Raw genomic sequence first — 12,367 nt, 5'->3', positions numbered from 1 at the left:
GCCCTGAGGGTACAGGCGAGTTCGTTCGACCTTATGCCGCAGCTTAGCGTATATCAGGTAGGTCGGATTAGCCGCGCAGCGGCGTAATCCGACAACATTGTTGGCGCTAGTGGTGTTGTCGGATTACGGCCCCGCAGGGGCCTAATCCGACCTACGCGACTCGATGCGCCCTCCACGACAGCGTAAGCGCTTAGTTCAGCAGCGCCGTTGTCGCCCCATGCCGGTAAGTCTTCAGCGCGTCGGGCTGGATCTGGATCAGCGAGCCGCTGACCTTGATCAGGTGCAGGTCGGTCAGTTGGTGCAGCACGCGCGACAGGGTGGCCGGCGCCAGGTTCAGGAAAGAAGCCAGCAGGCTTTTCTTGAGGTCCAGCTTGACCTCGTTCGAACGCTGCTGGTCCGACGCCTGCAGCAGATATTCAACCACGCGCTGGGTGGCGTTCTGCACCGAGCAGCGCTCGACGTTGCGGATAAAGCCCATCAGATGATGCGACAGGCTGTTCATCATCTGGCGCGCAATGCGCGGCGACTGATCCAGGAGGCGCAGCAGCGCGTGCGGCGGAATGCGCAGCAGCAGGCAGTGTTCCAGTGCTTCGGCGCAGAATGGATACGGTTCATCGAGGAAGATCATGGCTTCGCCGAAGCTCTGGCCCGGGCGGATCAGTTCAAGCACCTTGTCGGTGCCTTCCATGGAAAACACGCTCAGCTTGACCAGGCCAAACACCACCACGTAAGCGCCTTCCGGGATTTCGCCCTTGCGGAACAGGACTTTGCCTTTTTCCAGCTCCACGCGCACCACATCCTGGCGCAATTGCTCCAGCTGCGAAGGGGAAATATGGCGAAACAGAGCCTGGCTCGATAGCAGACCGTCGACGTTGACCTTATGCATGACATTCTCTTCATTGGATTAGCGATTAACTAAGTGTAATGGGAGGACATCGTCAAGACCATACGTCAAAGGGAGTAGGGCAAACTAGGCTAAAACGCTATCGAGATCAATTTTTCGCCAATCTGCATCACGCTGCTGTATTTCCCTTATTTGTAAAACTTATCACTACTTGCCCAAATTGCGCTCGACCGCATACACGGCGATCTGCACGCGGCTGGTCAGCTTGAGCTTTTTCAGGATGTTCTGTACATGGATCTTGACCGTGCTTTCAGCCACATCGAGCTGGCGTGCAATCTCCTTGTTGCTCTGGCCGCGCGCCAGGCAGGCCATCGCTTCGCGTTCGCGCGGCGTCAGTTTTTCATAGTCGGCTTCGGGCGCGCTCTGGCCGGCGCGGAACTGCGACACCAGCTTGGCCGTCATGGCGTCGGCAATCACCGATTCGCCAGCTGCAGCGCGGCGTATCGCCTGTGCCAGCTGCTCTGCTTCGATATTTTTCAGCAGGTAGCCGCGCGCACCGGCGCGCAGCGCCGCGCCCAAGTCGGCCGCGTTTTCCGACACGGTCAGCATCAGCACCACCATCTCGGGCCACTGCTGCAATATCTGCTGCAGCGCCTCGACGCCGGACAGACCGGGCATGTTCAGGTCCATCAGCACCACGTCCGGCTGCAGCTGGCCGGCCAGGCGCACACCGTCGATGCCATTGGCCGCCTCGCCGACGACCTGGAATTGAGTATTGCGCTGCAACAGCATCTTGACGCCGCTGCGCAGCAGGGTGTGGTCATCGACCAGCAGGATAGTTATGGGTGAATTCACTGTAGGCTTGGGTCCTGGTTTGATGCGGCCGTCGTTCAGGCGGCCTGGCGCTTCGCTTCGGGCAGCGCCAACGAAATGGTGGTGCCGCTGCCCTGCGCGCTGGCGATGGAGAACTGCGCGCCCAGGCGTTCGGCGCGCTCCTGCATGATGCGCAGTCCGATCTGCACCTCGGTTTTCTTGTCGCGCAAATGGGTGGCAAAACCGGCGCCGTTGTCGCGCACCTGCAGCGAAAAATCGCGGCCGTTATCGACCCGCACTTCCACCGTGCTGGCCTGCGCGTGCTTGCGGATATTCGACAGTGCTTCCTGCACGATAAACATCACCTGCAGCTGCTGCTCGGGCGCCAGCGGCGCACCGGCGCCGGCCATGTGCAAGGTGCCCTGCACGCCGGTCTGCAGCGCGAATTTTTCCAGCACCTCATCGAGCTTGCCTTCGAGGTCGCTGCCATGCCAGCGCGTGCGAAAGTTCACCAGCAGCTCACGCACATCCTGGTAGCTTTGCTCGACGCCCATGCGCATCAGGGGCAGCACTTCGGCCGCCTCGCCCAGTTCGCCGCGGCGTACCGAATCGTCGAGCATCTGCACCTGCAGGCTGATGAAGTTCAGGCTTTGTGCGATGCTGTCATGCAGGCCTTCGGCCAGCAGGCTGCGCTCGCGCGCCACCGCAAACTCCTTCTCGCGCGCGATCAGGCGCTGGTTTTCAATCGCAATGCCCAGGCTCTGGCCCAGCGTTTCAAGCCAGCCATGCTGCTGCACGCTGATCGCCTGCGGCTGCGCATAGTGCAGCGAAAAGCTGCCGATCACCTGCTCGCGCACCGAGATGGGAAACACGGCAACGGCGCGAAAGCCTTCGTCTTCGCAGCGGAAATGCTGCTGCGGATCGGTCCTGCGAAAATCGCGGAACTGGATCACGCCTTGCGTCACGGCTGCACCGCACAGGCAGTCGTTCTTGTGGATGCAGTGCTCTTCCTCGATCATCGCCTCGGAAATACCTTCGTGGACGATGATGTGCACCGTATCGTTGTGCGGATCGAGTATGCGCACGGTACCACCCTGCGCCTGGGCAAACGCCATCACATGGCGCAGAAAACTGCGGCACAGCTCATCGATCGCATGCTGGCCGGCCAGCAGCGTGGAGATATCGTGCAGCGTGGCCAACTGGCGCTGCTGCGCGGCCGACAGGCCGGACGGCGCCTGTGCCTGGCGGCGCTGGCGCCAGCGCGACGCTGGCAGTTGTTTGCGGGTGGGATGACTACGCGGCGCTTGCATGAACACTCGAATCAGGTAAAGAAAAAACGCCTGCCGTGGCAGACGGCTTGCATCGATGGGGCATCAAAGGCGAATCTCGGTGCCCAGCAGTTTGACGAACTGCGCCAGCCAGGCCGGATGCGCAGGCCAGGCCGGTGCGGTGACAAACTGGCCGTCGGTGACCGCATCGGTCACGGCAATGTCGGCATACTCGCCGCCGGCCAGGCGCACTTCGGGCGCGCAGGCCGGATAGGCCGAAATGCGCTTGCCGCGGATGACTTCGGCCGCAGCGAGCAACTGCGCGCCATGGCAGACGGCGGCAACCGGCTTGCCGGCATCGGCAAAGTGGCGCACGGCGGCAATCACCTTCTCGTTCAGGCGCAGGTACTCGGGGGCGCGGCCGCCGGCGATCATCAGCGCGTCATAGCTGGCCACATCGACGTCGTCAAACGCCGCGTTGAGCGCAAACAGATGGCCGGGCTTTTCCGTGTAGGTCTGGTCGCCCTCGAAGTCGTGAATGGCGGTCTTGATGGTGTCGCCGCTTTTTTTGCCAGGGCAGACCGCATGCACGATGTGGCCCAGCATCTGCAGAGCCTGGAAAGGCACCATCGTTTCATAATCTTCTGCAAAATCGCCGGTCAAAAACAGAATTTTTTTCGCTGCCATTTGGTTTTCCCATGAAAGAGTGCCCTGCATCCTGGCGTGCAGGCAACGCCTGAAGAACTCCACAGGGTGTATCTTACTGCCACTTGCATGCCGATCACGAGTTTTATCAAATAAATGCACCAAAATGGTGTGTGCAGGGATTGCCACCGCCGCTGAAAACTGTGGCAAGATCGGATTCCCTCATCTTTCGCGGAAAAACAGCACCATGATTTTTGAAATTGCCCATATCCAGATTCAGCCCGATACCCACGCCGCCTTTGAAGCGGCTGTCACGCAGGCCGTGCCGCTGTTCAAGGGCGCACAGGGCTGCCAGTCCATGCACCTGGAACGCTCGATTGAAAACGGCGACCACTACCGGCTGGTGGTCGGCTGGAATACGCTGGAAGACCATACCGTGCATTTCCGCGGAAGCGAAGCGTTCCAGACCTGGCGCGGGCTGGTCGGCGGCTTTTTTGCCGTGCCGCCGCAGGTCGAGCATATGAATACGGTGGTGACGGGGTTTTGAAGCAAGCCCACGGCAGGTATTGTTTACGAAGCAGGATGGTGAAACACCTGCCGCAAATACGCCAGGAACGTCTCGTCCTTGCACAGCGTCTTGCCGGGCGAATCGGACAGCTTGGCCACTGACTGGCCATTGCAGCGCATTAGCTTCATAACGATATTCAAGGGCGTCAGGCCGACGTCGTTGGTCAGGTTGGTACCGATGCCAAAGCCGGTCATGATGCGGTCGGCAAAGTGCTGGTACAGCGAGAACGCCTTGTCCAGGTCCAGGCCATCGGAGAACACCAGGCGCTTGGTGTTGGCGTCGATGCGCAGCGCCGCGTAGTGGGCCAGCGCCTTTTCGCCCCACTCGACCGGATCGCCCGAGTCGTGGCGCAGGCCGTCAAAGAGCTTGGCAAAATACAGGTCGAAGTCGGCCAGAAAAGCGTCCATGCCGACCACGTCGGTCAGCGCGATACCGAGGTCGCCGCGGTATTCCTGCACCCAGTCTTCCAGCGCCGCTTTTTGAAAATCGCGCAGGCGTACGCCGAACGACTGGAACGACTGCATGTATTCATGCGCCATAGTGCCGATCGGCACCATCCCCAGTTGCTTGGCCAGGTAGACGTTCGAGGTACCCTTGAAATACTCGGGCACTTCGCGCGCCAGGTGCTGCACCACTTCATCATGCCAGGCGCCGGAAAAGCGCCGGCGCACGCCAAAATCGGAGAACTCGAAAGGATGCTTGCGGCGTGGCAGCTTGCCGAACTCCTTGACCGCCACCACCTTGGCGGCCAGGCGGCGGCGCCCTTCCGCCATGGCGGCGTCGTGGTCGAAGCGGCGGAAATACAGCTCGTTGATGATGTACAGCACGAAGATTTCAAAGCCCATTACATGCACCTGCGGGCCGGCCGCATGCACCTGCAAGGTATCGCCATCGGTACTGACGTCGATGAACTTGCGCTGGAAACGGAACACCGTCAGGAAGTCGACAAAGTCGCTTTTCATGAAGCGCAGCGTGCGCAAGTAGGCCAGTTCGTCATCGGCAAACGACATCGAACACAGATGGTCGAGCTGCTCTTCCAGTTCTTCTTTGAGCAAGGCCAGTGGATACGCGGGCGTATTGCGGCAGACAAACTCGTATTCGGTATGGGTATTGGGGTGACCATGCAGCAGGGCCTGCCACATGGTGAATTTGTATAAATCGGTTTCCAGCAAACTGCGCACTATCGGGGTCATCTTGTTTTTCTCCAGCTTCCTCTATCTACAAGCGAGCATAGTACGCCACTGCCGCCATTTCGGCAGTGGGGACTTTCAGGCAAGTTCAGGCCGCAGCGTTGGCGCGCAGCTCGGGCGCTACTTCGGCAGCCGTGGCCAGGCGCGCGCCGCGTGCCTGCATGGCTGCCAGAAAGCCGCGCTGCTGTTCTTCAAAACCCGTAACAGGGCTCATGCAGTCGGTCAGCAGCACCAATTTCCGCACCGCATGCGCGCCCTGCTGCTGCGTCAGATAGTCGGCAATATGTTCGGTGCTGGCCTTCACGCAATGGCTGCCGGCCTCGCCGCAGATGTAGATTTGCTGCGCCGGCAGCAAGGTAGCGAGAAAGTCGGTGTTCTGCTGAGTGGCCGGATCCTGCGGATCGGGCACTTCGGCCATCACGGCCGAGTAATGCTCGGTCCACGGATTGGAACCTTTGGACAGCTTGGCCACCACCTGCAGCTGCGCCACTTCCCATGCGTTGTAGGCGGCGCGCACGGCGCCATGCACGTTCTGGCCCCAGGAGCCGATCTCGCAATGCACGGGCCAGACCATCAGCTGGTAGCGGCCGGCCTGCTCCAGCGCGTCGAGATAAGCCTGTGCACGGGCGCCGGCATCGGGCGCGGCAGGCCGATAGCGGCCGTCGCGCAGCGCCTGCGCGCTGATCTCGGTAAATGGCGCGACCGGCCCGCCGTCGCTGGTGCGCCAGAAGGTCGGATGGGCGATATCGTAGCGGTGATGGGCGTCGAGCGTGATGCTGATCTGCGTCAGGCCAGCGCCAGCGTCGCCGATCAGCTGCGCCACGCGCAGCATGTCCTGGTGCGCGCCAGGCACCGGCAACGTTGGCGCCTGGCCGGCCGGCAGCGAGTCGGCCGGCAGGTCGCAAAAATCGTTTTGCGGATCGATCACGAGCAGATGCAGCGGGCGTTTCATGGCACTCCTTGAAGTTGGCGACGATAATTTGCATCATAATGGCAAATTCCAAAAGCGCGCGTCCACATTCATCATGCTTGAGTCGAATATCAACCCCATACGCCCGAACAAGCTGTTTCACAGCAAATGGACGGCCGTCTCGCCCGTCAACAAGGAAAAGCACTTCCTGGTCATCAAGCTGTGCCAGCCACCCGAGCCCGATGCGCCGATGACGCTGGTCGAACTGCAGGCCGTCCATTCAGGACGGATACAACAGATTGCATGGCGCGAACTGCAAGACAAGTCACACTGGCATCAGGGCTGGCTGTGAGGCCCGCCGCAGCCTGGCGTCACAGGCCGGTGGAATAGCGCTGCTGGCGATGCTCGACCAGCGCCTTGGCTGCGTCGGCTGCCTGCTGCTCGGCCTCGGCTTCGGTGGCAAACAGATGGTCGGCATGCACGCGCTGCTTTTGCGACACGTTATAGCGATGCATGGGATTGGGCGACTGCGTATAGATGGCAACATACGCACCCCAGGTACCGCAGCCGCGCAAGCGCTCGGCGGTGTAATCGATCTCGTAACAACCTACGTATTTTATCGGCACGATGCTGGCTCCAAAAAGCAATAACCGGGCAGCCGGCTTCGTGGGCCGTCCCGGTGAAAAATGGAATTGATTCAATCGCGCTGGGCTAAATCAGAAACAATAGCAATAAAATACCCTTTTTTTGCAGTGCGGCATAGGGCGCAGGAAAAGAAATTGGGGATTACTTGATTTGGCGGAGCGGTGTTGTCGGATTACGGCCCTTGGGGCTTAATTCAGGCGTCAACGGTGTTGTCGGATTACGGCCCCTTGGGGCCTGATCCGACCTACGTGATATGCGTCGATGGAACCGCAACAACAATAACAATCAGCGATCAGGCAGCAATCGCTTCAATGGTGCTGCGGCCCTTGGCCAGGGTGGCGGCAACCGCGTCTTCACCCATTGCCACGCCTTCGGCTTGCACGAAGGTGATGTCGGTGATGCCCAGGAAGCCCAGTGCGGCGCGCAGATAGGTGCTCAGGTGGTCGTAGGCGGCGGCAGGGCCTTCGCTGTAGACGCCGCCGCTGGCCGTAAAGATATAGGCTTTCTTGCCAGTGGCCAGGCCGACCGGGCCGGTCGCGGTGTACTGGAAGGTACGACCGGCGCGCGCGATATGGTCGATCCATGCTTTCAGCGTCGACGGTACCGAGAAGTTGTACATCGGTGCAGCCAGTACCAGCACGTCGGCGGCCAGCAGCTCATCGACCAGGGTATCGGACAGCGCGATGGTGGCAGCCGCTTCGGCGCTGCGTTGCTCGACTGGGGTGAAGAAGGCGCCCATCATCGCTTCGGTCAGGTGCGGCACCGGCTGTGCAGCCAGGTCGCGTTCGACGATGGTGTTGCCCTGGGCGGCCAGCTTGGCCACCAGTTCGCCCGACAATTGACGCGACAAAGAACCGTTGCTGCGCACGCTGCTGTTGATATACAAAACCTTGGCCATGATGAACTCCTTGAGAGGGTGAGGTGCGCAGGTTTGCGCTTGCCTCTATCATAGTTCGACTCTAATATCGATGAAACCATGTAAAATTAAATGGTTAATATCGATTTTCTGGATATAGGTTAATACAATGAGAGAACCAGGCCAGCCCTCACTGGACCAGCTGCGCGTGTTCGTGGCGGTGATCGACGCCGGCGGCTTTGCCCATGCGGCGCGCCAGCTGCACCGCACGCAGTCGGTCATCAGCTACACCATCGCCAACCTCGAAGAACAGCTCAACGTGGTGCTGCTTGACCGCAGCAAGCGCAAGCCCACCCTGACCGACGCCGGCAAGGCGCTGCTGGCCGATGCGCGCACGGTAGCGCAGAATGTCGACGGCATGCGCGCACGCGCCAAGGCGCTCGCTGGCGGGCTGGAAGCGGAAGTGTCGGTAGTGGTCGATGTGATGTTCCCGACCTGCATGCTGGTCCGCATCCTGCACGCGTTCCAGGCGCAGTTCCCCACCGTCTCGCTGCGCCTGCGCATTGAGGCGATGGGCGCGGTGATCCAGCAGGTGCTCGACGGCCAGTGCCATATCGGCGTAGGCAGCTGGATGGCGGCCAGCGTCAGTGGCCTCGACCGGCTGGCTGTGGGCCATGTGCAGCTCATTCCGGTGGCCTCGCCCACCCACGCGCTGGCGCAACTGCCCGGCCCGATCGCCTCGGCGGTAGCGCGCGAACACGTCCAGCTGGTGCTGAGCGACCGCAGTGCGCTGACCGAAGGCCAGGACTTCGGCGTGCTGGGTCTGCGCAACTGGCGCCTGGGCGACCTGGGATCGAAACATGCGCTGCTGCGCGCAGGACTGGGCTGGGGCAATATGCCCGAAACGATGGTGCGCGACGATATCCGCGCCGGACGCCTGGTCGAACTGCCGCTGGCCGTCGACAAGGGCGAGCTGTATCCGATCTACCTGATCCAGCGCACCGACACGGCACCCGGCCAGGCCGGCAAGTGGCTGACCGAACGCTTTGCCGAGGAGCTGCCGACCATGCTCGAACTTGAAAGCAGCGCCAACCCGTACGCCGCCCTTGGCATCACCCACTGAAAGGACACGCATGACCCGTATCGACGACTTTATCAACAAGCAAAAACCCGGCGCGCGCTTTGTCATTACCGCGCAGATGCTGCGCATGACGCCGCAGCAGTTCGACCAGCAGGCCCAGGAATGGATCGACGATGGCGGCCCCGGTTTCGATGTCGCCGGCATACCGCATCGAGTGGTGGTGGACGGCCAGTTCTATATCAGCCGCCTGACCGTGCAGCGGCACGGCGAGGCGGCCTGAGGTACTACTCGACGCCCAGTACCTGCAGGCGGCGGCGCAGGCGCGCCACCTCTTCCGACAGATCGACCACCAGCGCCGCCAGTTCATCGTTGGCGTCAAACACTGATTCAACTTCGCGCAGGCGGCGCGCACGCACCAGGTCGACGCTGGTAAAACGCCAGGCAGCTGTTTGTCCGGCCGGGCCCTCCTGCAGCAGCGTGCCCGTTTCCACATGGCGCACCACCCAGTCCGGCTCGACCGCGCAGGCGCGCGCCAGTTCTTCGAGGCTGAGCGCCGCGTCCTCCAGCAAAACGCCGATCACCTTGTCTGTCACGTTCATGCTCATGCTCCCGTCTTCTGGCGCGGATTGAAGGCCATCTCGCGCGCCATGGTTTCATACAGTTCGCGTGCTTTCGCGTCGTTCGCCGGCGGCAGCACCACTTCCAGCAGCAAATACAAATCGCCTGGCTGGGCGGCCGGAATGCCGCGCCCTTTCAGACGCAGCTTGCGGCCCGACTGCGAGCCGGCCGGCACCGTCACCGACACCGTGCCCGATGGCGTCTGCACATCGATGGCGCCGCCCAGCGCCGCCTCCCACGGCGCCACCGGCACCGTCTGGAATACGTCGCGCCCTTCGGTTTTGAAGCGGGCGTCGGCCTGGAAGCGGATTTCCAGATACAGGTCGCCGGCCGGCGCACCGCCGCTGCCAGGCTGGCCCTGGCCTTTCATGCGCAGCTGCTGGCCTTCCGTCACGCCCTTCGGTATCGTCACCTCCAGCGTGCGCTCGCGCGACACCATGCGACCCTGTTCGTCGGCCTGCGGCGCGCGCATGACGATATGGCGCCGCGCGCCCTGGTAGCTGTCATGCAGCTCGATGGTGATAGTTGCGTGGCTGTCTTCGCCGGCCATCTGGTAGCCGCCGCCGGCGCGGCGACGTCCGCCCACGTGGGCAAACAGGTCGGCAAAGAAGTCGCTGTCGTCCATGCCCGGCGACGATTCGTAGGACGAGCCCCAGTCCGGTGGTGGACGGAACTGCTCGCCCTGCGGCCGTGGATTGCGTCCCAGTTCATCGTAGGCAGCGCGCTTTTCCGCATCACCCAGCACGCCATAGGCTTCATTGAGCTCCTTGGTGCGCTGGTCGGCGTCGGGCTCCTTGCTGACATCGGGATGGTATTTGCGCACCAGCTTGCGGTACGCCTTCTTGATCTCGGCCTCGGTGGCCGTTTTGGCCACGCCAAGTTCCTTGTAATAGTCCTTGTATTCCACTGCGCGCTCCCATGGTTGTACCTTGTAGCCAAGATTACACCAATTGAATCGGCGCTGCCGTACGCCTGCGACCATGAAAAAACGCCTGCACGGGCAGGCGTTCTTCAGTGTATGCAGTAAATGCGAAAGCGCTTAGCGTACCCGGCGCACGGAAGAAATGCGGCGATCGAGATTGCCTTGCAAGCGGCCATAGCTGCCCGGCCCCATGACTTCACAACGGCCACGGAAGTTGGCGTCGGCGCAGAACTCCCAGCGGCCATAATTGACCACGATGGACTGCGCGCGGTCGTTGAAGCCGTAGCGGTTCAGGTCGCGCACTTCCGAGTCCAGGCGCACCGGACGGCCGCGCATGCCGCTATCTGGGAACAGCAGCACGGCGCCGCTGGCGTTGTTGCCACCATGGCCTGCATCAGGACGGCCAGGTTCCGGGCGCGGTGGTGGACGCTGGCCACCACCATGGCCGCGATTGTCAATCTCGCGTACCGATGAAATGGCGTCGTTCATGCCCGGCAGATTGCTATAGCGGCCCGGCTGCAGCGTGCGGCAGCTGCCACGATAATTGGCGTCCTTGCACACTTCCCAGGTTCCCGAGCGCACGATAATGCTGGAGGTCTTGTCGTTAAAGCTCAGGCGCGAAAGATCGTTTACTTCGGAGCGCACCGCAACGGCGCGGCCACGGAAATCGGCATCCTGGAACAGGGTGATTTCACCAGCGCTGGCGGCAGCGCTGGCAAACAGGGTGGCAGTGCAAAAAAGGGCTTGTTTCATCGTGCTGGACATTTCAGACTCCATTCGTTTCCATGACGCCAGTGTAGTCTGGACGCCGCGCGCGGAGTGTAACAAATGGCAAGCAAATGTCAGCGCACTGCTGGCACCCGAATCACATCAGCGCACGCGGCGCAACGATGAAATCTTGTTGTCGAGCGCATTGAGGCGGGCATACTGGCCCGGCCCGATCACTTCGCAGCGGCCACGAAAATTGGCATCGCTGCATACCTCCCACTGGCCATCATTGACGACGATGGAACCGGCACGGTCGTTGAAATTGAAGCGTACCAGGTCTTCGGCGTTACGGTCCAGCGCCAGCGGCTCGCCACGCATGTCGCTGTCGGGGAACAGCAGAATCGCACCGCGCTGCGGATATTGGGGCTGGTTGTACTGCGGCTGATTGTATTGCGGCTGCTGGTACTGCTGTTCATACTGCTGGCGCCGCGCTTCGCGCTCATCGACCTGGCGCGCTGACGACACGCGCCCATCGAGTCCGCGACCCAGATCATCATGGCGGCCCGGTCCGAAAATGCGGCAGGTACCTTCATAGTTTGCGTCGCTGCACAACTGCCAGTAGCCGTTCGGGATATAGATACTGGTGGTGCGGTCATTGAAGCCGATGGTGACGAAATTGTCGTTGTCGCGGTTCAGGCGCGCCGAACCGCCATTCTGGCCGGCGCCCGAATACAGTTCCAGCGAACCGCCACGCCCATAGCCGCCGCCATTGTCGCGGTCGGGATCGCGGCCCGGACGCCAGCCGTGGTTGTCGTTGCCACGGCTATCTTCGCGCACCGAGGTAATGGCGTCGTTCATGCCTGGCAGCGAACGGTACTCGCCCGGCGTCAGCGTCTTGCAGTTGCCACGAAAACCGGCGTCGGTACACACTTCCCATATGCCTGAGCGCACCATGATGCTCGATGTCTTGTCGTTGAAACCGAGGCGCGACAGGTCATCGATGGTGTCGCGCACATTGACGGCGCGGCCGCGGAAATTGTCATCCTCAAACAAGGTCAGTTCGCCGGCGTGTGCGCCCAGATGGAAAAACAAGGAAGCGCCGGACAGCAGCGCCAGTTTCAGTACAGATTTCATCATGATTCCCCGAGAAGATTTTTATATTGCCAGTGTAGCCTCACCGCGCACGACTCGCTGTAACAGATTATGAGAAAGACACAATAAATTGTTACCAAAAGCAATCGCCCCAGGCTGCGCGACAACTTGGCACAATGTCAGTAGAATCACTCGTTTGTCTTACCG

General features: G+C 61.4%; 16 protein-coding genes. 4 read left to right on the top strand and 12 right to left on the bottom strand.

Going from position 1 to position 12,367, the window contains the following annotated elements:
* Positions 1 to 190: 190 nt before the first annotated feature.
* The 4 genes from GCM43_RS18100 to GCM43_RS18085 all read right to left on the bottom strand — a co-directional run bounded on the left by GCM43_RS18100 (position 191) and on the right by GCM43_RS18085 (position 3,612).
* Positions 191 to 886: a Crp/Fnr family transcriptional regulator gene (locus GCM43_RS18100; RefSeq protein WP_152246839.1), complete on the bottom strand. Its 696-nt coding sequence runs from the start codon at positions 884 to 886 to the stop codon at positions 191 to 193.
* A gap of 165 nt (positions 887 to 1,051) precedes the next feature.
* Complete coding sequence (locus tag GCM43_RS18095) at positions 1,052 to 1,699, bottom strand: response regulator (protein ID WP_152246837.1); 648 nt, start codon at positions 1,697 to 1,699, stop codon at positions 1,052 to 1,054.
* Between the two features lie 35 nt (positions 1,700 to 1,734).
* Positions 1,735 to 2,967: a GAF domain-containing sensor histidine kinase gene (locus GCM43_RS18090; protein ID WP_152246835.1), complete on the bottom strand. Its 1,233-nt coding sequence runs from the start codon at positions 2,965 to 2,967 to the stop codon at positions 1,735 to 1,737.
* Positions 2,968 to 3,030: 63 nt separating this feature from the next.
* On the bottom strand, positions 3,031 to 3,612 hold the full coding sequence (locus GCM43_RS18085) for a DJ-1/PfpI family protein (protein WP_152246833.1): 582 nt from the start codon (positions 3,610 to 3,612) through the stop codon (positions 3,031 to 3,033).
* Between the two features lie 205 nt (positions 3,613 to 3,817).
* On the opposite strand from GCM43_RS18085, the gene GCM43_RS18080 reads away from it, so the two are divergent.
* Entirely contained in the window at positions 3,818 to 4,117 is a 300-nt protein-coding gene (locus GCM43_RS18080; protein WP_152246831.1) for an antibiotic biosynthesis monooxygenase family protein, read from the top strand.
* A gap of 23 nt (positions 4,118 to 4,140) precedes the next feature.
* Here GCM43_RS18080 and pncB read toward each other — a convergent pair whose 3' ends face one another.
* Positions 4,141 to 5,331 (bottom strand): nicotinate phosphoribosyltransferase, encoded by a 1,191-nt coding sequence (pncB, locus tag GCM43_RS18075; protein ID WP_152246829.1) that lies wholly within the window; start codon positions 5,329 to 5,331, stop codon positions 4,141 to 4,143.
* A gap of 85 nt (positions 5,332 to 5,416) precedes the next feature.
* Positions 5,417 to 6,280, bottom strand: a complete 864-nt coding sequence (locus GCM43_RS18070; protein WP_152246827.1) for a cysteine hydrolase family protein — start codon at positions 6,278 to 6,280, stop codon at positions 5,417 to 5,419.
* Between the two features lie 73 nt (positions 6,281 to 6,353).
* Here GCM43_RS18070 and GCM43_RS18065 point away from each other — a divergent pair, with 73 nt between their 5' ends.
* Positions 6,354 to 6,590, top strand: coding sequence for a TIGR02450 family Trp-rich protein (locus GCM43_RS18065; protein ID WP_193315668.1), 237 nt, complete (start codon positions 6,354 to 6,356; stop codon positions 6,588 to 6,590).
* 19 nt (positions 6,591 to 6,609) lie between these two features.
* Here the strand turns inward: GCM43_RS18065 and GCM43_RS18060 are convergent, their stop codons facing one another.
* Both GCM43_RS18060 and GCM43_RS18055 read right to left on the bottom strand, forming a co-directional pair.
* Positions 6,610 to 6,864, bottom strand: a complete 255-nt coding sequence (locus tag GCM43_RS18060; protein WP_152246825.1) for a hypothetical protein — start codon at positions 6,862 to 6,864, stop codon at positions 6,610 to 6,612.
* A gap of 311 nt (positions 6,865 to 7,175) precedes the next feature.
* A complete protein-coding gene (locus GCM43_RS18055) occupies positions 7,176 to 7,781 on the bottom strand; it encodes an FMN-dependent NADH-azoreductase (protein WP_152246823.1) in 606 nt (201 codons plus the stop codon).
* 127 nt (positions 7,782 to 7,908) lie between these two features.
* On the opposite strand from GCM43_RS18055, the gene GCM43_RS18050 reads away from it, so the two are divergent.
* Both GCM43_RS18050 and GCM43_RS18045 read left to right on the top strand, forming a co-directional pair.
* Entirely contained in the window at positions 7,909 to 8,862 is a 954-nt protein-coding gene (locus GCM43_RS18050) for a LysR family transcriptional regulator (RefSeq protein ID WP_152246821.1), read from the top strand.
* Between the two features lie 10 nt (positions 8,863 to 8,872).
* Entirely contained in the window at positions 8,873 to 9,100 is a 228-nt protein-coding gene (locus tag GCM43_RS18045) for a hypothetical protein (protein WP_152246819.1), read from the top strand.
* A 4-nt stretch (positions 9,101 to 9,104) separates the two neighbouring features.
* Here the strand turns inward: GCM43_RS18045 and GCM43_RS18040 are convergent, their stop codons facing one another.
* The 4 genes from GCM43_RS18040 to GCM43_RS18025 form a co-directional block, all read right to left on the bottom strand.
* Positions 9,105 to 9,419 (bottom strand): MerR family transcriptional regulator, encoded by a 315-nt coding sequence (locus GCM43_RS18040; protein ID WP_413770964.1) that lies wholly within the window; start codon positions 9,417 to 9,419, stop codon positions 9,105 to 9,107.
* Between the two features lie 2 nt (positions 9,420 to 9,421).
* Positions 9,422 to 10,345 (bottom strand): DnaJ C-terminal domain-containing protein, encoded by a 924-nt coding sequence (locus GCM43_RS18035; RefSeq protein ID WP_152246817.1) that lies wholly within the window; start codon positions 10,343 to 10,345, stop codon positions 9,422 to 9,424.
* A 132-nt stretch (positions 10,346 to 10,477) separates the two neighbouring features.
* On the bottom strand, positions 10,478 to 11,125 hold the full coding sequence (locus GCM43_RS18030; protein WP_193315666.1) for a beta/gamma crystallin-related protein: 648 nt from the start codon (positions 11,123 to 11,125) through the stop codon (positions 10,478 to 10,480).
* Between the two features lie 105 nt (positions 11,126 to 11,230).
* Complete coding sequence (locus tag GCM43_RS18025) at positions 11,231 to 12,205, bottom strand: beta/gamma crystallin-related protein (protein WP_152246813.1); 975 nt, start codon at positions 12,203 to 12,205, stop codon at positions 11,231 to 11,233.
* Between the last annotated feature and the right edge of the window lie 162 nt (positions 12,206 to 12,367).

The sequence above is a fragment of the Janthinobacterium aquaticum genome (assembly GCF_009208565.1).
Classification (GTDB): domain Bacteria; phylum Pseudomonadota; class Gammaproteobacteria; order Burkholderiales; family Burkholderiaceae_D; genus Janthinobacterium.
Note: the sequence above shows the minus strand (reverse complement) of the source record. Positions and strands in the feature narration are given on the sequence as shown.